18 protein-coding genes and 2 other annotated features are annotated in these 18566 nt (G+C 36.6%); of the genes, 17 read left to right on the plus strand and 1 reads right to left on the minus strand.

The annotated features are described in order from the left end of the window. The first annotated feature begins 358 nt into the window (after positions 1-358). From VK90_RS11480 to dnaI, 12 genes are all read left to right on the plus strand, one after another. Positions 359-604: a hypothetical protein gene (locus VK90_RS11480; protein ID WP_048372878.1), complete on the plus strand. Its 246-nt coding sequence runs from the start codon at positions 359-361 to the stop codon at positions 602-604. A 158-nt stretch (positions 605-762) separates the two neighbouring features. Beyond that, positions 763-1482, plus strand: coding sequence for a two-component system response regulator PhoP (gene phoP, locus VK90_RS11485; protein ID WP_048372879.1), 720 nt, complete (start codon positions 763-765; stop codon positions 1480-1482). After that, positions 1475-3238 carry a sensory box histidine kinase PhoR gene (gene phoR, locus VK90_RS11490; protein ID WP_048372881.1) on the plus strand — a complete coding sequence of 588 codons (1764 nt, stop codon included), beginning with the start codon at positions 1475-1477 and terminating at the stop codon, positions 3236-3238. The genes phoP and phoR overlap by 8 nt, the downstream gene beginning before the upstream one ends. Before the next feature lie 282 nt (positions 3239-3520). Then, positions 3521-6154, plus strand: a complete 2634-nt coding sequence (gene polA / locus VK90_RS11495) for a DNA polymerase I (RefSeq protein ID WP_048372883.1) — start codon at positions 3521-3523, stop codon at positions 6152-6154. A 12-nt stretch (positions 6155-6166) separates the two neighbouring features. Then, positions 6167-6997 carry a DNA-formamidopyrimidine glycosylase gene (gene mutM / locus VK90_RS11500; RefSeq protein WP_048372887.1) on the plus strand — a complete coding sequence of 277 codons (831 nt, stop codon included), beginning with the start codon at positions 6167-6169 and terminating at the stop codon, positions 6995-6997. A 72-nt stretch (positions 6998-7069) separates the two neighbouring features. After that, positions 7070-7702: a sporulation membrane protein YtaF gene (gene ytaF / locus VK90_RS11505; RefSeq protein WP_048372888.1), complete on the plus strand. Its 633-nt coding sequence runs from the start codon at positions 7070-7072 to the stop codon at positions 7700-7702. A gap of 51 nt (positions 7703-7753) precedes the next feature. Then, positions 7754-8356: a dephospho-CoA kinase gene (gene coaE, locus VK90_RS11510; RefSeq protein ID WP_048372889.1), complete on the plus strand. Its 603-nt coding sequence runs from the start codon at positions 7754-7756 to the stop codon at positions 8354-8356. Positions 8357-8465: 109 nt separating this feature from the next. Continuing rightward, positions 8466-9494, plus strand: coding sequence for a glyceraldehyde-3-phosphate dehydrogenase (locus VK90_RS11515; RefSeq protein ID WP_002173705.1), 1029 nt, complete (start codon positions 8466-8468; stop codon positions 9492-9494). A gap of 387 nt (positions 9495-9881) precedes the next feature. After that, on the plus strand, positions 9882-10265 hold the full coding sequence (gene speD, locus VK90_RS11520) for an adenosylmethionine decarboxylase (RefSeq protein WP_002003660.1): 384 nt from the start codon (positions 9882-9884) through the stop codon (positions 10263-10265). A gap of 195 nt (positions 10266-10460) precedes the next feature. Next, on the plus strand, positions 10461-10922 hold the full coding sequence (gene nrdR, locus VK90_RS11525) for a transcriptional regulator NrdR (RefSeq protein ID WP_001203686.1): 462 nt from the start codon (positions 10461-10463) through the stop codon (positions 10920-10922). Between the two features lie 152 nt (positions 10923-11074). Then, positions 11075-12481 carry a replication initiation and membrane attachment family protein gene (locus VK90_RS11530; protein WP_048372890.1) on the plus strand — a complete coding sequence of 469 codons (1407 nt, stop codon included), beginning with the start codon at positions 11075-11077 and terminating at the stop codon, positions 12479-12481. Between the two features lie 33 nt (positions 12482-12514). Continuing rightward, positions 12515-13453 (plus strand): primosomal protein DnaI, encoded by a 939-nt coding sequence (gene dnaI / locus VK90_RS11535; RefSeq protein WP_048372891.1) that lies wholly within the window; start codon positions 12515-12517, stop codon positions 13451-13453. Positions 13454-13483: 30 nt separating this feature from the next. On the opposite strand, the gene VK90_RS11540 is transcribed toward dnaI, so the two are convergent. Further along, complete coding sequence (locus VK90_RS11540) at positions 13484-13681, minus strand: DUF4177 domain-containing protein (protein WP_048372892.1); 198 nt, start codon at positions 13679-13681, stop codon at positions 13484-13486. A gap of 220 nt (positions 13682-13901) precedes the next feature. Between VK90_RS11540 and ytxC the strand changes: the two genes are divergently transcribed. From ytxC to rplT, 5 genes are all read left to right on the plus strand, one after another. Continuing rightward, positions 13902-14783: a putative sporulation protein YtxC gene (ytxC, locus tag VK90_RS11545; RefSeq protein WP_048372893.1), complete on the plus strand. Its 882-nt coding sequence runs from the start codon at positions 13902-13904 to the stop codon at positions 14781-14783. 31 nt (positions 14784-14814) lie between these two features. Next, positions 14815-15042 (plus strand) — a binding site (T-box leader). Positions 15043-15089: 47 nt separating this feature from the next. Beyond that, positions 15090-17021: a threonine--tRNA ligase gene (gene thrS / locus VK90_RS11550; RefSeq protein WP_048372894.1), complete on the plus strand. Its 1932-nt coding sequence runs from the start codon at positions 15090-15092 to the stop codon at positions 17019-17021. A gap of 208 nt (positions 17022-17229) precedes the next feature. Continuing rightward, positions 17230-17350: a sequence feature (ribosomal protein L20 leader region), on the plus strand. Positions 17351-17413: 63 nt separating this feature from the next. Beyond that, positions 17414-17917 carry a translation initiation factor IF-3 gene (infC, locus tag VK90_RS11560; protein ID WP_000973214.1) on the plus strand — a complete coding sequence of 168 codons (504 nt, stop codon included), beginning with the start codon at positions 17414-17416 and terminating at the stop codon, positions 17915-17917. A 21-nt stretch (positions 17918-17938) separates the two neighbouring features. After that, complete coding sequence (gene rpmI, locus VK90_RS11565; protein WP_001125945.1) at positions 17939-18139, plus strand: 50S ribosomal protein L35; 201 nt, start codon at positions 17939-17941, stop codon at positions 18137-18139. 37 nt (positions 18140-18176) lie between these two features. Then, the gene (gene rplT, locus VK90_RS11570; protein ID WP_001138364.1) at positions 18177-18533 is read left to right on the plus strand and encodes a 50S ribosomal protein L20; all 357 of its coding nucleotides are present in this window, start codon (positions 18177-18179) and stop codon (positions 18531-18533) included. The last annotated feature ends 33 nt before the right edge of the window (positions 18534-18566 follow it).

The raw sequence follows: 18566 nt of genomic DNA on the forward strand, positions 1-18566 counted from the left end.
CTTGACATTTCATAGTTGGTCTTTTAAATCTGTCTCTATTATGGAAAAAGCATTAGATAATTTTTAAAACATGAAAATATGAATAGCGCTAGCATCCCTGTATTAAAGAGATGCTAGCGCTATTTTTAGTTGAAGAATCCATCTACGAATCCTTGGGCGAAATCTGAGCAGTTAGTTTTAATTGTATCCCAGTTTGAGATGTTAAAAGTAAGAATACATGTTACCACTAAAGATAAAATAGGTAGTACGAGTCGCATAATAAAACCACATTTCTTTTAAATTTGTATATAGTAATTTTATATTTAATTATTGCATTATTAAATAATGGAAGTCAAATGAAGGGGTGGTTTTTAGAGGAATGAGATGGAAAAGTGAAGACACGATCTTTGAAACGATGAGAGAAGCTGAAGTATGGGCAGATTCGATCGCGAATGAAATGTATGGGAGAGTATTTGATGGATATGAAACACCAGATTATAAAATAGCATATGCTATTTCGTTTTTCCTAGCGCAAAATCAAGATTTTATAGTTTGTACAGAAGTGAGTTATAAAAAAGATAGGATGATTTATAAGGTTTGGACAACAACTGGATCACTAAAGTGAAATTGTAAGTATTTCGATTTTTCAGAACGATTTTATTATAACCGAGCTCCATGAATAGACAATTTTATTGAGGGGGAACCTGTTTTCTAGTATGATGAGAATAACGGGGAAAATACTAGGATGAAGAAGGTTTCAAGTCTATAACTTGGAGGAAGAGAATGAACAATCGTATTTTAGTAGTTGATGATGAGGAGTTTATCTTAACTTTAATTGAATTTAATTTACAACAAGCTGGGTTTGAAGTTATAACAGCGATGGATGGAGAAATGGCGCTTCAAAAAGCGACTACAGAACGCCCAGATTTAATTATATTAGATTTAATGCTTCCGAAAATGGATGGTATGGAAGTGTGTAAAGAATTACGATTGCAGCGTGTTATGACGCCGATTCTAATGTTAACAGCAAAAGATGATGAATTTGATAAGGTGCTAGGTCTTGAACTTGGGGCTGATGATTATATGACGAAGCCATTTAGTCCAAGGGAAGTTGTTGCGCGTGTGAAGGCGATTTTGCGTCGTACGAAATTACAACAGGAAGAACAAGTTTCAGAAGCGCCAGATGAAGATAGCATCATGATTGCAGAACTGAAAATTTTACCTGAGTTTTATGAAGCGTACTTCCAAGGGAGAAAGCTGGAGTTAACGCCGAAAGAATTTGAGCTGCTTGTTTATCTTGCGAAAAATAAAAGTCGTGTATTAACTCGTGATCAATTATTAAGTGCTGTATGGAATTATGATTTTGCCGGTGATACAAGGATTGTTGATGTCCATATTAGCCATTTGCGCGATAAAATTGAACAGAATACGAAAAAACCGACGTACATTAAAACGATACGTGGTTTAGGTTATAAATTAGAGGAGCCAAAAGGGGATGAATAAATTTCGCTCCAGGCTTCTTTTTACATTTGTTTCTCTCATTGTTTTTATTTTAGTTGGACTAGGTGTGTTATTAGAAACTGTATTTGAAAATTACTATATAGATCATGCTAAAGAGAGAATGGTAAAAGAGACGCAGTATGTTGCGTTATTAGCAGAGGAGCAAGGGTTTGATGCTGTTTTAAAAAAGCCGTATGTATTTGAAAAGTTAGAAGAACAAATACCAGCTTCTATTCTATTTGTTGATGAAAAAAAGAAGGTTCAATATAGCAGTGGACAACAATCTGCATTTAGTCAAGAGATGATTAAAGAACTTTCTTCCGAAACAGCAAACCAAAGAAATAAAGTCATTACGAAAGAAACAGATCAAAAGAATGCATTTTATCATGCGGTGTTCGTTCAGGATGTAGCAGGGAAACAAGGATATATTTTGGTGAAAAGTACGATTGAACCTTTGAGGGACATTCACCAAAAAACGTGGGGATTATTAATTATCGGATTTGTCATCGCTTGTCTCGTAGTTGTATTCCTTGGTATGAAAATTACAGGGCAATATATTAGGCCGATTGAATCGGTTACGAAAGTTGCGATTGAATTAGCGAAGGGGAATTATAAAGCGCGTGCATATGAAAGTCGTTCAGATGAAACTGGAATGCTGAGTAAAGCGGTTAATATTTTAGCTCGTAATTTACAAGAGATGACACTCGAACAAGAAATGCAACAAGATCGTTTGCACACATTAATTGAAAATATGGGAAGCGGAATGATTTTAATTGATAGCCGTGGATATATAAACCTTGTAAACCGTTCTTATAAGGAAACTTTCCACGTAACTGATGAAGAATATTTAAATCGTTTATATTATGAATCGTTTCACCATACGGAAATTATTGAACTTGTGGAAGAAATTTTTATGACGGAAGTGAAAGTGCGTAAACAAATGTTATTGCCGCTTGGCATTGAGCGAAAGCATTTCGAAGTATATGGAGCTCCAATTATTGGAACGAACCATGAATGGAAAGGAATTGTTCTCGTATTCCATGACATTACTGAGCTAAAGAAATTAGAACAAATGAGAAAAGACTTTTTAGCGAATGTTTCTCATGAATTGAAGACACCGATTACTTCTATTAAAGGTTTTTCAGAAACGCTCTTGGATGGAGCGATGGATAACAAAAGATTTTGTGAACATTTCTTACATATTATTTTAAAAGAAAGTGAACGCATGCAAGGATTAATTGAGGATTTATTAGATTTGTCAAAGATCGAGCAACAAGGATTTAAGTTGAATATGGGTACGGTTGATATGAAGGGGCTTCTTGAAGACATTCACATGGTACTTGATAATAAAGCGGGAGAAAAAGAAATCTCTTTACAAGTGAATGTATTGAAACGAGTTTCTGTTATTGGAGATCCTAGCCGCTTAAAACAAATCTTTATTAATTTAATTAATAATGCAATCGTATATACGCCAGCAGGAGGCATTGTTTCTGTTGAATTAGCAGAAGATAAATATAATGCTTATATAAAAGTATCGGATACGGGAATCGGTATTAGTAAAGAAGAAATCCCTCGTATTTTTGAACGCTTTTATCGAGTAGATAAAGCGAGAAGTAGAAATACTGGTGGTACAGGTCTTGGCTTGTCGATTGTAAAGCATTTAGTTGAGGCGCATCACGGTACGATTACAGTGGATAGTGAGGTTGGAGAAGGAACAACATTTACAGTTGTTTTACCAAAATCGGCAACTGTAAAATAGGGCGAAGGATGTTTACAATATATTAACAATTGCTTAATTAAATATTAATAAAGTTCTGTTAATATAATACATGAAAACCCCTTCATCCAAGGAGTAATTTTGGACGAGAATAGTTACGCTATTCTCGTCACTTCCCTTTATGCCAATATAAGTCTGTTTATATATAATAGAAAAAACCGTTATTTTTCTTCTCTCTATTAGTCATGTTAATATAGAGGGAGGAAAGGAACGGTTTTTTTCTGTGGAAAAATCGTTTCAAATTTGTATGGGGAGGTTTGCAGTTTGGAAAAAAAAGTCGTATTAGTAGATGGTAATAATATCGCGTATCGTGCTTTCTTTGCACTACCGCTTTTAAATAACGACAAGGGTATACATACGAACGCAATTTATGGTTTTACGATGATGTTAATGAGAATATTAGAGGAAGAAAAACCGACGCATATGCTTGTAGCGTTTGATGCGGGAAAAACAACATTCCGTCATAAAACATATAGTGATTATAAGGGAGGGCGTCAAAAGACTCCGCCTGAATTATCAGAGCAATTCCCGTTTATTCGTGAACTACTTGATGCATTTAATGTTCCGCGTTATGAGTTAGAAAATTATGAAGCGGATGACATTATGGGGACGTTAGCGAAAGAAGCAAGTGAACAAGGGTTTCATGTTAAAGTTATTTCAGGAGATAAAGATTTACTTCAACTTGTTTCAGATAATACACTCGTATGTATTCCTCGCAAAGGGATTACGGAAGTAGATGAATATACGAAAGAAGCTTTATTTGAGAAATATAGCTTGTCACCAAAACAAATTATTGACATGAAAGGTTTAATGGGAGACCAATCAGATAACATTCCTGGCGTACCAGGTGTTGGTGAAAAAACTGCAATTAAATTGTTAACACAATTTGAAACAGTAGAAGCTGTATATGAAAACTTAGATCAAGTAAGTGGCAAGAAATTAAAAGAAAAGTTAGAAGCAAATAAAGAACAAGCTCTTATGAGTAAAGATTTGGCGACTATTATTACGGATGCACCAATTACTGTGCATGTAGATGATATGGAGTATAAAGGATACGAAGCGAGTGATGTTATTCCGATGTTCGAGAATTTAGGATTTACATCTCTTTTAAATAAGTTAGGTGTTACGCCAGAAGAAACAGCTCCTGCTGAACTAGATGATATTTCATTTGATATTGCCGAAGAAGTTACAGAAGAAATGCTCGGGCAAGATAGCGCGATTATTGTGGAAGTGCAAGAAGATAATTACCATAAAGCTGATATTCAGGGTTTTGGTATTCAAAATGAAAATGGTTGTTACTTTATTCCGACAGACGTCGCTCTTAAATCAGATGCTTTCAAAGAGTGGCTAGCGAATGGAGAAATGAGGAAACATACATTTGATGCGAAGCGTGCTATCGTTGCTCTCAACTGGAAAGGTGTAGATATTCAAGGGATTGACTTTGATTTATTAATTGCTGCTTATTTACTTGATCCAGCTGATACAGATAAAGATTTTCGTACTGTAGCAAAAATGAAAGAAACACATGCGGTAAAGTCTGATGAAGAAGTATACGGTAAAGGTGCGAAGCGTGCTGTTCCAGAACAAGAGGTAGTAGCTGAGCATGTTGCCCGTAAAGTACATGTATTATATGATGTGAAGCAAACATTCGAGGAAGAATTAGAAAAGAACGAGCAATATGAACTGTTTACCGAATTAGAATTACCGCTTGCTCGAGTATTAGCTGATATGGAAGTAAAAGGTGTGAAAGTTGATACGGAGCGTCTTCGTAATATGGGAGAAGAGCTAGCTGGCAGACTGAAGGAAATGGAACAAGAGATTTATGAGCTTGCAGGAACAGAGTTTAATATTAATTCACCGAAGCAGCTTGGAGTTATCCTGTTTGAGAACTTAAACTTACCTGTTATTAAAAAGACGAAAACAGGTTATTCTACGTCTGCTGATGTACTAGACAAGCTTATGGATCATCATGCAATCATTCCGAATATTTTACACTATCGTCAATTAGGGAAACTAAATTCAACATACATTGAAGGTTTATTAAAAGTTGTACATGAAGATTCATCTAAAATTCATACTCGTTTTAATCAAGTGTTAACGCAAACAGGGCGATTAAGTTCAACAGATCCGAACTTACAAAATATCCCGATTCGATTAGAAGAAGGTAGAAAGATTCGTCAGGCATTCGTTCCATCAGAAGAAGGATGGGTTATGTATGCGGCCGATTATTCACAAATTGAGCTTCGTGTGCTTGCTCACATTGCAAATGATCCAGGATTAGTTGAAGCCTTCAAACATGATATGGATATTCATACGAAAACAGCTATGGACGTATTCGGCGTTGGAAAAGATGAAGTGACATCTAATATGAGACGACAAGCAAAAGCTGTAAACTTTGGTATTGTGTACGGTATTAGTGATTACGGACTTTCGCAAAACTTGGGGATTACTCGAAAAGCGGCAGGAGAATTTATTGAAAAGTATTTAGAAAGCTTCCCTGGCGTAAAAGAATATATGGATGACATTGTAAAAGATGCGAAGCAAAAAGGATATGTTTCAACGCTATTAAATCGTCGTCGTTACATTCCAGAAATTACGAGCCGTAATTTTAATTTGCGTAGCTTTGCAGAGCGTACTGCAATGAATACACCAATTCAAGGTAGTGCGGCGGATATTATTAAAAAGGCTATGATTATTATGGCGGATCGCTTAGAAGAAGAAGGATTAGAAGCGCGTCTTCTTCTGCAAGTGCACGATGAATTGATCTTTGAAACACCAAAAGAAGAAGTGGAAAAATTAGAGAAGCTTGTACCGGAAGTAATGGAGCATGCAATTGAATTGGCAGTTCCATTAAAAGTTGATTATTCTTACGGCCCAACTTGGTACGACGCGAAATAAGGAAGGGATAAAATGCCTGAATTACCAGAGGTTGAAAACGTTAGACGGACACTTGAAAATCTTGTAACGGGAAAAGTAATTGAAGATGTAATTGTCACTTATCCAAAAATAGTGAAACGACCGGACGATGCAGAAATCTTTAAAGAAATGCTGAGAGGCGAGACGATTGAAAATATAAAGCGAAGAGGTAAGTTTTTACTTCTATATGTAACGAATTATGTAATTGTTTCACATTTGCGTATGGAAGGTAAGTTTTTACTTCATCAAGAGGATGAGCCAATCGATAAACATACACACGTGCGTTTCTTATTTACAGATGGAACTGAATTGCATTATAAAGATGTGAGGAAGTTTGGTACGATGCATCTCTTTAAGAAAGGTGAAGAATTTGCTCAAATGCCTCTTGCAGATTTAGGGCCAGAACCATTTGATGCTGAATTGACACCGCAGTACTTAAGGGAAAGACTACAAAAGACAAATCGTAAAATAAAAGTTGTATTATTAGATCAGCGTCTTTTGGTGGGGCTTGGAAACATATATGTAGATGAAGTGTTGTTCCGTTCTAAAATTCATCCAGAGCGAGAAGCGGCATCTTTAACAGAAGATGAAATAGAAAGAATTTATGAAGCGACTGTTACGACATTAGGAGAAGCTGTTAAACGCGGGGGAAGTACAATTAGAACGTATATTAATTCGCAAGGTCAAATCGGTTCGTTCCAAGAGCTTCTGAATGTTTATGGAAAAAAAGGAGAACCGTGTGTAACTTGTGGCACGATATTAGAAAAAACAGTGGTTGGTGGAAGAGGAACGCATTACTGCCCAATTTGCCAGCCTAGAATATAGAAAAGAGATAACATCGGATAGGCATTTGTCATATACATACAGCAGAGCTATGTATAAGGGAGGAGCTTACCGATGTACCTTTATTTATCTCTTATTTTATTAGCTTTTACATTAAGCTTAGATAGCTGTAGTGTAGGGCTGACATATGGGTTAAGAAGCGTAAGAATTCCGCTAAGATCCATTATAATTATCGGGATCTGTTCAGCAGCTGTAATGCTCGTTTCCATGGGAATTGGACATATGATCGCGAAAATATTTTCACCTGTTATCGCAACGCGTATCGGTGGGCTTGTTCTTATTGGAATAGGTATTTGGGTGTTATATCAGTTTTTTCGGGGCGATAAAAAAGAAGAACCGAAGCAAGAAGAGAAAGTTTGGAAGTTAGAAATTGCTTCGCTAGGGTTAGTCGTTCAAATTTTGCGAAAACCGACTGTTGCGGATTTTGATAAATCAGGAATCATCTCTGCAGGAGAAGCGCTACTTCTCGGTATTGCTCTTTCTGTGGATTCGTTTGGTGCTGGAATTGGTGCATCTTTATTAGGGTATGCACCTGCGATGATGGCGACGATAGTTGCGGTTATGAGTTCTTTATTTTTATTTATTGGAATGAAGCTCGGTACGATTTTATCGAATATGAAATGGTTACAAAAATTTACATTCCTGCCTGGGGTTTTACTCATTATTATTGGAATTTGGAAAATGTAAGTATGGGCGTGGAACATTAGTTTCGCGCCTATTATTATGAGGAGGATTATTATGACAGTTGTAGTTGGATTAACAGGAGGCATTGCGAGTGGGAAAAGTACAGTATCACAAATGTTTCGAGAAATACATATACCAGTTATTGATGCCGATATTATTGCGCGAGAAGTTGTAGAACGTGGAAAACCAGCATATAACAAAATTGTAGAAGTTTTTGGAACAGAAGTGTTACAAAAAGATGGAGAACTTGATCGACCGAAGCTTGGAAGTGTTGTTTTTTATAATGAAGAAAAACGATTGCAGTTAAACAAAATTGTTCATCCTGCGGTGCGTGAAGAAATGAATGAACAAAAGGAGATGTACATAAAAGAAGGTATGCAAGCGGTTGTGTTAGATATCCCTCTTTTGTTTGAAAGTAAATTAACAAATCTCGTTGATCGAGTATTAGTTGTAGCGGTTACGCCGAATACGCAATTAGAACGTTTAATGAAACGGAATGATTTTTCAGAAAAAGAAGCAACGGCACGTATTCAATCTCAAATGCCACTAGAAGAAAAGGTAAAGATGGCGGATGAAGTAATTTATAATGATGGCACAATTGTTGAAACGAAAACACAATTAGCTGCTATTTTGAAAGAATGGAACATTATTGATTAAAAAATTGTGAAATTAATGAAAATGCTTAGTGACATATCTCCTTTTTGTGCTATACTATTATTGGGATTGGAGATAAATAGTATAACGCATTCAAGGGGGATAACATATTATGACTCGTGTGGCAATTAATGGATTTGGACGTATTGGGAGAATGGTATTTCGTCAAGCAATAAAAGAAAGCGCATTCGAAATTGTAGCAATCAATGCAAGCTATCCATCCGAAACGTTAGCACATTTAATTAAATATGATACAGTTCATGGCAAGTTTGACGGAACAGTAGAAGCATTTGAAGATCACCTACTAGTTGATGGGAAAATGATTCGCCTTTTAAACAACCGCGATCCAAAGGAATTGCCTTGGAAAGATCTAGGTGTTGAAGTTGTAATTGAAGCAACTGGTAAATTTAATTCGAAAGAAAAAGCAATTCTTCATGTTGAGGCTGGAGCGAAAAAAGTTATTTTAACAGCGCCTGGTAAAAATGAAGATGTAACAATTGTAGTTGGTGTGAACGATGACCAATTAGATATTACAAAACATACTGTTATTTCAAATGCATCTTGTACAACAAACTGTTTAGCGCCTGTTGTAAAGGTGTTAGATGAGCAGTTCGGAATTGAAAACGGTTTAATGACAACTGTTCATGCTTATACAAATGACCAAAAAAATATTGATAATCCACATAAAGATTTAAGAAGAGCACGTGCTTGCGGACAGTCTATCATTCCGACAACGACGGGTGCTGCGAAAGCGCTAGCAAAAGTTCTTCCACACTTAAACGGAAAACTTCATGGTATGGCACTTCGTGTACCAACACCAAACGTGTCTCTAGTTGACCTAGTAGTAGACGTAAAACGTGATGTGACAGTTGAAGATATTAATGAAGCGTTCAAAACTGTTGCAAACGGTGCATTAAAAGGAATTGTAGAATTCAGCGAAGAGCCTTTAGTGTCTATCGACTTTAATACAAATACACACTCAGCTATTATTGATGGTTTATCTACAATGGTAATGGGTGATCGTAAAGTGAAAGTGCTTGCTTGGTATGATAACGAGTGGGGCTACTCTCGTCGTGTTGTAGATCTTGTAACGTTAGTTGTTAATGAATTAGCGAAACAAGAAAATGTTCAACACATTTAAGTGAAATAAAGGGAGGGCAAGTAAATATTTGCCTTCTTTTTTATTTTTTTCTGAAAAGGGAAAAAATTATATGAGTATATTTTCAAAAAGTGGACATACCAAAAACCATTGTGATTACTGCATTTGTGAATGGTTTATTTTTTTTAGGGAAAAGTAAAGAGGAAAATATGACAGAAAATCGAAAAAACTGTTGTTGCAAAATGAAAATAAACAAAGTATACTAACACTCGTAAACTTAAGAGCTGAGGTACGTAGTCACTACTTAAAGGGTTAGGACCTCTCTGGACTAACTTTCCCCCGTGGTAGTGGAGCAAGCCAAATTGCAAATTAGTTTTCAATTCGAACAGTTAGATTAAATTTACAAGGGGGAACTGTAGAATGGATACTATGGATACGATGGGTCGTCACGTGATCGCTGAACTTTGGGATTGCGATTTCGACAAGCTTAATGACATGCCGTATATTGAACAATTATTTGTGGATGCAGCACTAAGAGCTGGTGCTGAAGTACGTGAGGTTGCTTTTCATAAATTTGCACCACAAGGTGTAAGTGGAGTAGTAATTATTTCGGAATCACATTTAACAATTCATAGCTTTCCGGAGCACGGTTACGCAAGTATTGATGTTTATACTTGTGGGGATCGTATTGATCCAAATGTTGCTGCAGAATATATTGCAGAAGGTTTAAACGCGAAAACGCGTGAGAGCATCGAGCTTCCTCGAGGCACTGGTAGCTTCGAAATTAAGCAGAGAGAAACAAAAGCTCTTTAAAAAAGAACATAATTGATTTAAAATGTAAAGAGGTGTATAATGCACCTCTTTTTTAGTTTATATAAAATAAGATCATGATATGTATTAACTTAGAGTGGTCAGTGTAGAAGAATGAGTTATATAATATTGTATATATATTTTCACGTGTAGATGAATCGTAAAAAATAAAGAGTATATTGTAAAGGAGTGAATGAATTGCGTTGTCCATCCTGTTTTCATAATGGCACAAGAGTGTTAGATTCGCGTCCGGTAGACGAGGGGCGCTCTATTCGAAGAAGGAGAGAGTGTGAGAGTTGTTTAAGTCGCTTTACGACATTTGAAAGGGTAGAAGAATCACCTCTTATCGTTGTTAAAAAAGAAGGAACACGAGAAGAGTTTAATAAAGAGAAGATTTTACGCGGTTTAATTAAAGCGTGTGAAAAAAGACCTGTATCTTTAAGGCAGTTAGAGGAAGTAACGCAAAGTGTAGAGCGTGAACTTCGTAACTTAGGTATATCAGAAGTGAAAAGTGATATGATTGGTGAAATTGTTATGGAAGAACTTCGCGATATCGATGATGTTGCTTACGTACGTTTTGCTTCTGTATATCGTCAATTTAAAGATTTAAATGTATTTATTGAAGAATTAAAAGATATACTGCAAAAAGAGAGAGAGTAGAAGGTGTAATCCATTCTCTTTATATACTGTAAGTAAACGAGATAAGAGAGCTAGAAGCGGAAGCTAATAGCTCTTTTTCGCTAAGAAATTATATAATGAAGATAGAACGAATGAAATATAGGTTAGATTGGATGAGAGAAAGGGAAGCAAGAATGGAAAAACAGTCATGGATGGAGCTATTGCCGATTGATCGTTATAAAGTAAGTGCGAAAGGGTTGCTACATAATTACGACAGGAAAGTGTTAACGATGTTGTATCAGCCGTTAGTAGGTAGTAGAGCTTTTAGCTTATACATGACGCTATGGGGAGAGTTAGAGCAAGATCGTGTGTTTGGAAAAGAGAATACACATCACTCCCTTATGGTGACCATGCAAATGCAACTTCCTGAAATATATGGGGAACGAGTAAAGTTAGAGGCGATTGGGCTTTTAAATGTATATATTAAGAAAGAAAAAGATATTCGAATGTTTATATATGAATTGCAACCACCTTTATCTCCGAAGCAGTTTTTTGATGATATTGTTTTAAGTATCTTTTTATACAATCGATTGAGTCGGACAAAATACAACCAAGTAAAGCAATATTTCTTAGAAGAAGAATTCGATTTTGCTTCTTATGAAAATGTTACGCGCTCCTTCAATGATGTATTTGATTCATTTAACCCAGGTCAGTTTGAGTATGCGCAAGAAGAACTTCGTATCCCGAAAACGACAACTATGCCAAGTAATGAGAATGGGGATGCTCCGAAAGTTTGGAATGATTTCTTTGATTTCTCTTTATTTGTAGAAGGATTATCAGCGCTTGTTCCTAAAAAGGCGATTACAGATCAAGTGCGAGAATGTGTCATTACACTCTCTTATGTGTACGGTGTGGATGTGTTGTCGATGCAAAATATCGTTCTTGGCGCAGTGACAGAGATGCAAACAATTGATATTGAAAGGCTTCGAAAGGGAGCACGCGATTGGTATCAATTCGAAAATGGTCAAGCATTACCTGTATTAAGTGAAAGGGTGCAACCTCATGCTGCTCGTACAATGAAAGAGAAAGAGCCATCTACGCAAGAAGAGATGCTAATGAAGCAGTTAGAGGAAATCTCGCCAAAACAACTATTGAAGGAGATTTCGGGCGGTGCAGAGGCGACGAAGGCGGACTTGCAAATTGTCGAGGATGTAATGATAAACCAAAAATTAACGCCAGGGGTTGTGAATGTACTTATTTATTACGTTATGCTACGCTCAGATATGAAGCTTGCTAAAACGTATGTTGAGAAGATTGCTGGGCATTGGGCGCGAAAAAAGGTTGGTACAGTAGGCGAAGCAATGGCGCTAGCAAAAGAAGAGAATCGTCAATATCAAGAGTGGGCTGAGACGAAGAAGAAAGGCCGTACGACCAAGAAAACGGTGCGTAAAGAAATGGTACCTGATTGGCTGAAAGAAGAGCCGAAAGAACAAGCGAAAGAAACTGTGAAAAATGACGTGAGTGTGGGAAAAAATGCAAGTACGTTAGAAGATGAACGAAAACGATTAGAAGAAGTGTTGAAAAAATATAAGCGTGATTAATAGAAGAGAATGAACGCTCTTTGAGGTGAGGAAATGGAGCATATTCAAAATTCGTTTGCGAAATTAATGGAGAATGAAAACTTTAAGAATAGATATGAAGTCTTAAAGGCAGAAGTGATGGCACATCCGCGTGTGAAAGAATTTATAGACGAACATAAAGGTGAAGTAACGACTTCGATGATTGAACGAAGTCTTGTGAAGTTATATGAATATATTGGGCAAAGTGTAGGGTGCGCTGATTGTCCAGATTTAGGGTCATGTAAAAACATGCTGCAAGGATATGAGCCAAAGCTTGTTATCCAAGGTAAGATGATTGATATTCAATACGATCGCTGCGTTAGAAAAGTAGCATATGATGAGCGGAAGAAATATGAAAAGCTTGTTCAAAGTGTATATATGCCAACTGATATTTTACAGGCAACTATGGAAAACCTAGACCCTTCAGATTTAGATGCACGTATCGATGCAATCGGTGCAGCGAATGAATTTTTAAGCACATATGAACCGGGTAAAAAAGTACAAGGTTTATATCTGTACGGTAAATTTGGTGTGGGGAAAACGTATCTTTTAGGAGCAATTGCGAATGAGCTTGCTCGAAAAAAAATAAGTTCGATGCTCGTATACTTCCCTGAATTTTTACGTGAAATTAAAAGTTCGATTCAAGATAATTCGATTGGGGAAAAGATTGATGCGGTTAAACGTGTACAAGTGTTAATGTTAGATGATATTGGAGCGGAGGCAATGTCGAGTTTTGTACGTGATGATGTGCTTGGTGCAATCTTACAATTCCGTATGTTAGAAAACTTACCGACGTTCTTTACGTCTAACTTTGATTTCAAGGAGTTGGAACATCATTTAACGTATACACAACGCGGTGAAGCCGAAGAAATGAAAGCAGCCCGTATTATGGAACGAATTAAATATTTAGCGAAACCAATTCCAATTGGCGGAAAGAACCGTCGTCATAAGTAAAGAGCAAGCTGAGAAGCTTGCTCTTTTGTATTATAGTGATATTTTCTTTTCGAATATGAGCTCCAAATATTCAGGGTGGCCGGAACCGCCAATTGGAGGGGTGAAAATCTGCACGAACCTCCATCCGTCTCTAGCATGTTCTTGAATAATTTCTTGGTAATCTTCAGCGGGTTTTACGCGGGTAAAACCCCAATGTAATTCGATTTTCACAAACTTACATTCAAATATTTGTATACCCCTCTTTAGTGATGAATAAATTATACAATAAAAAAATTAAATTGGCTTGTATCATTTTTTTCTCTCTCCTTTAATATATATGAAATTAGCAAGTTGTATCGAGTGGGTTGTCTAATGGTAGAGGATTGTTTCTGCTGAGAGACTTTGCCACGGATCGGACTCTTATAGGGTTTTTAAATCCTTTAGAGCGGGGATAAAAGGGGGGACAAAAGTGATTGAAATTTGCTTCGAAGAAAAAAATGATGCTGTGCACGTATACAGACAACTAACGAAAAAAATGGAATCCTTATACAAGGAAACAAGTGTATATTTAAATGAACAAAAGGTTGTTATTCATATACCATTATGTGAATCGAATTATATTGAAAAGATTTTATTGCCAGTATTACTATATTTCATTATGAATGTGAAACAAAATGAATGGATTCATAGCATTTTAAAGGAAAAGTTTTTTTATGAAGAACAAGAAGAGTGTCATCAAATATTGCATATGGCACATGAGATTTTAAAGGAAAGAAGAAAAGGGGTAGCTAGTGATTTAACGCGTCATAAATTGGAATCTTATATTGCGTCGTCTTTAAATGATTGGCTTTGTGATCCGCTCTCATTTTCGTTTTCATCATACGTTCGCTTTCGTCTTCGTACATATAGGGAAATGGTAGATCGGCTTGCTGAAGTTGCAATTGATGAGTATAAGATGGAGCAGGAATATCAAATGTTCATTGAGACACTTCGCCAACAAGTAAGGAGCCGGAAATCGCGTTTGTCCTGTGTGCATCTTATTTTTGATGAAAGTTTTATTTTCTATGATGATAAAGGTAGACGTTTAAAACAGGAGAAATTGGTTCAATATATAGATGAAGAATTATTAAAGCAAAAGGATGTATATATCGATACGAAAGTAATTGCACCACTTCTTTCCATTTCGCCGAAAAAGATTTATTTATATACGAAAGAACAAGATCATAATATGATTATTACTTTGCGAAATGTATTTCAAGAACGAGTACAACTACATGGATTACATGAATTTGAGCGCAACGTGAAAAATTTAAAAAATAAGGGTAACGCCCTTGATTTTCTAAGTTTTTGAGCATATAATTACCTACATAAATGAAATATATCGAAATGTTATGATGAGGACATGAGTAGTTTTCTACGATTTTCAGAGAGGGAAGCCTTAGGGTGTGAGCTTCCTAGTACGGGATTATTACTTACCACCTCTAAACTTTAGCAGTGAACCTTTTTCTAGTAATTGCTAACGGACAACACCGTTATGTTGAACTTGAGCAATTAACAATAAAGTTAATTGGAACAAGGGTGGAACCACGAATTCAACACTCGTCCCTTTTTATGGGATGAGTGTTTTTTATTTTGAAAAAAAGAGGAGTGACCAGTGATGGCAGATGTAGTTAAAATTACTTTCCCTGATGGAGCTGTGAAGGAGTTTCCAAAAGGAGTAACAACTGAAGAAATCGCAGCTTCTATTAGCCCAGGCTTAAAGAAAAAAGCTGTGGCTGGAAAGTTAAATGATGAGATGATCGATCTTTCTACACCAATTGAAGAAGATGGTGCAGTTTCTATTATTACATTAGATTCTGAAGATGGCTTATATATTTTACGCCACTCAACAGCCCACCTTTTAGCGCAAGCGTTAAAACGTTTATATAAAGATGTTAAGCTTGGTATCGGTCCAGTAATCGAAAATGGCTTCTACTACGATATCGATATGGAAGAAGCAATTACAGTTGAAGATTTCAAGAAAATCGAAAAAGAAATGCAAAAAATTGTGAACGAGAACTTAGAAATCGTTCGTCATGAAGTACCACGTGCAGAAGCACTTCGTCGTTACGAAGAAGTTGGCGATGAGTTAAAATTAGATTTAATTAACGATCTTCCAGAAGATGCAGTTATTTCAATTTACGAGCAAGGCGAATTCTTCGACCTTTGCCGTGGTGTTCACCTTCCATCTACAGGAAAGATTAAAGTATTTAAATTATTAAGCGTTGCAGGTGCTTACTGGCGCGGCGATAGCAATAATAAAATGTTACAACGTATTTACGGTACTGCATTCGTTAAGAAAGCAGAATTAGATGAGCACTTACGTATGCTTGAAGAAGCAAAAGAGCGCGATCACCGTAAATTAGGTAAAGAATTAAAACTATTTACTAATAGCCAAAAAGTAGGACAAGGTTTACCACTTTGGTTACCAAAAGGTGCAACAATCCGCCGCATTATTGAGCGTTACATCGTTGATAAAGAAGCAAGCTTAGGATATGACCACGTATACACTCCAGTACTAGGAAGCAGAGAGCTTTATGAAACTTCTGGTCACTGGAACCACTATCGTGATGGCATGTTCCCATCAATGGAAATGGATAATGAAGAATTAGTTCTTCGTCCAATGAACTGTCCTCACCATATGATGGTTTATAAAAATGATATTCATAGCTACCGTGAACTACCAATCCGTATTGCGGAACTTGGAACAATGCACCGTTATGAAATGTCTGGAGCATTATCTGGATTACAACGTGTACGCGGGATGACTTTAAATGATGCACACATTTTCGTTCGCCCAGACCAAATTAAAGAAGAATTAAAACGCGTTGTAAACTTAACTTTAGAAGTATACAAAGATTTCGGCTTAGAAAATTATTCATTCCGTCTATCTTATCGTGACCCAGCAGATACTAAAAAGTATTATGCTGATGATGAGATGTGGGAAAAAGCACAAGGTATGTTAAAAGAAGCTATGGATGAAATGGGTCTTGAGTACTATGAGGCTGAAGGTGAAGCAGCGTTCTACGGTCCGAAACTTGACGTTCAAGTTCGTACTGCACTTGGAAAAGACGAAACACTTTCAACTGTACAATTAGACTTCTTACTTCCAGAACGCTTTGAATTAACTTACGTAGGTGAAGATGGTAAACAACATCGCCCAGTTGTAATTCACCGTGGTGTTGTATCAACTATGGAACGCTTCGTTGCCTTCTTAATTGAAGAATACAAAGGTGCATTCCCAACTTGGTTAGCTCCAGTTCAAGCGCAAGTAATTCCAGTTTCTCCGCAAGTACATTTAGACTACGCGAAGAAAGTACAAGAAGACCTGCAACGTGCTGGTATCCGTGTTGAAGTAGATACTCGTGAAGAGAAAATTGGTTACAAAATCCGTGAAGCACAAATGCAAAAGATCCCGTACATGCTTGTAGTAGGTGACAATGAAGTGACTGAAAATGGCGTAAACGTACGTAAATATGGCGAACAAAAATCAGAAACAATCGCATTAGATGCGTTTGTTGACATGATTAAAGTAGAAGGAAAACGATAAGAAAGAGCCGCGGTATACCGCGGCTTTCTTATGTATTATAAATAAGAAAAACTAGAAAAAATAACCAAACAATACTTATCATAAAAAAGTATTGCAAGTATGCTAGTTGTTTGTTACAATATTTCTTGTTGTTAGTAAAACACATCGCGTCTTCTTGACAGACGTCATGTCCTATGATAAACTCATCAAGGATAATAGAATATGGTTTTGGAACAAGTAGAAGCACCCGCTTCTCACCTGATGGACGCATTCGCAGTTAGCAGGTAAATGTATTTCTTACTAAAGATATTACAAGTGTGGGTGCCGTATGCCCGCACTTTTTTTGTTCGGGTTCTACAATTACAAAACGTATTCTGAGAAAACCTTGGAGGTGGCTTACTATTAGCAAGGATATGATGATTAACGAGCAAATTCGTGCACGTGAAGTACGCTTAGTTGGCGCGAACGGCGATCAACTTGGAATCAAGTCTCGTAATGACGCTTTAGACTTAGCTGCAAATCTTAATCTTGATTTAGTATTGGTTGCTCCAAATGCGAAACCGCCAGTATGCCGCATTATGGACTACGGTAAATTCCGTTTTGAGCAACAAAAGAAAGAAAAAGAACAGCGCAAAAATCAAAAAGTAATTAGCATGAAAGAAGTTCGTTTAAGTCCAACAATTGATGAACACGACTTTAACACAAAACTTCGTAATGCTATCAAGTTTTTAGAGAAAGGCGACAAGGTTAAAGCGTCAATTCGCTTTAAAGGACGTGCCATTACTCATAAAGAAATCGGTCAACGTGTTTTAGATCGCTTCTCAGAAGCTTGTGCTGAAGTTAGTACAATTGAATCTAAGCCTAAAATGGAAGGACGTAGTATGTTCTTAGTTTTAGCACCGAAAAACGATAAGTAATAGATAGAGGAGGAAATACCTATGCCTAAACAAAAAACTCATCGCGGCGCTGCAAAGCGTTTCAAAAAGACTGGATCTGGTAAACTGAAGCGTTCTCACGCTTACACAAGCCATTTATTCGCTAACAAATCTACAAAAGCTAAACGTAAATTACGTAAAGCTGGTGTAGTAAGCGCTGGTGACTTCAAACGCATTCGTCAAATGCTTGACAATTTAAAATAAGTTCGGCTGATATATAGAACAAATAGGAGGTAATATTATGCCAAGAGTAAAAGGTGGTACAGTTACTCGTCAACGTCGTAAAAAAGTTATAAAATTAGCAAAAGGTTACTACGGTTCTAAGAGCACATTATTTAAGGTTGCTAACCAACAGGTTATGAAATCTCTAATGTATGCATTCCGTGACCGTCGTCAAAAGAAACGTGACTTCCGTAAATTATGGATTACACGTATCAACGCAGCAGCTCGTATGAATGGTCTTTCTTACAGCCGCTTAATGCACGGTTTAAAAAATGCTGGCATCGAAGTTAACCGCAAGATGCTTGCTGACTTAGCTGTTCATGACGAAAAAGCTTTCGCTGAATTAGCAACAGTTGCAAAAAACAACATTAACTAATTGTTTAAAACCTTAGAAGATTTTTCTTCTAAG

The organism is Bacillus sp. LK2, assembly GCF_001043575.1.
GTDB classification, from domain to species: Bacteria; Bacillota; Bacilli; order Bacillales; family Bacillaceae_G; genus Bacillus_A; species Bacillus_A paramycoides.

What these genes read in the sequence shown, in the direction of transcription:
- VK90_RS11480 (WP_048372878.1), top strand. Translation starts at nt 359, where the DNA reads ATGAGATGGAAAAGTGAAGACACGATCTTTGAAACGATGAGAGAAGCT.
- phoP (WP_048372879.1), top strand. Translation starts at nt 763, where the DNA reads ATGAACAATCGTATTTTAGTAGTTGATGATGAGGAGTTTATCTTAACT.
- phoR (WP_048372881.1), top strand. Translation starts at nt 1,475, where the DNA reads ATGAATAAATTTCGCTCCAGGCTTCTTTTTACATTTGTTTCTCTCATT.
- mutM (WP_048372887.1), top strand. Translation starts at nt 6,167, where the DNA reads ATGCCTGAATTACCAGAGGTTGAAAACGTTAGACGGACACTTGAAAAT.
- ytaF (WP_048372888.1), top strand. Translation starts at nt 7,070, where the DNA reads ATGTACCTTTATTTATCTCTTATTTTATTAGCTTTTACATTAAGCTTA.
- coaE (WP_048372889.1), top strand. Translation starts at nt 7,754, where the DNA reads ATGACAGTTGTAGTTGGATTAACAGGAGGCATTGCGAGTGGGAAAAGT.
- VK90_RS11515 (WP_002173705.1), top strand. Translation starts at nt 8,466, where the DNA reads ATGACTCGTGTGGCAATTAATGGATTTGGACGTATTGGGAGAATGGTA.
- speD (WP_002003660.1), top strand. Translation starts at nt 9,882, where the DNA reads ATGGATACGATGGGTCGTCACGTGATCGCTGAACTTTGGGATTGCGAT.
- VK90_RS11530 (WP_048372890.1), top strand. Translation starts at nt 11,075, where the DNA reads ATGGAAAAACAGTCATGGATGGAGCTATTGCCGATTGATCGTTATAAA.
- dnaI (WP_048372891.1), top strand. Translation starts at nt 12,515, where the DNA reads ATGGAGCATATTCAAAATTCGTTTGCGAAATTAATGGAGAATGAAAAC.
- thrS (WP_048372894.1), top strand. Translation starts at nt 15,090, where the DNA reads ATGGCAGATGTAGTTAAAATTACTTTCCCTGATGGAGCTGTGAAGGAG.
- infC (WP_000973214.1), top strand. Translation starts at nt 17,414, where the DNA reads ATGATGATTAACGAGCAAATTCGTGCACGTGAAGTACGCTTAGTTGGC.
- rpmI (WP_001125945.1), top strand. Translation starts at nt 17,939, where the DNA reads ATGCCTAAACAAAAAACTCATCGCGGCGCTGCAAAGCGTTTCAAAAAG.
- rplT (WP_001138364.1), top strand. Translation starts at nt 18,177, where the DNA reads ATGCCAAGAGTAAAAGGTGGTACAGTTACTCGTCAACGTCGTAAAAAA.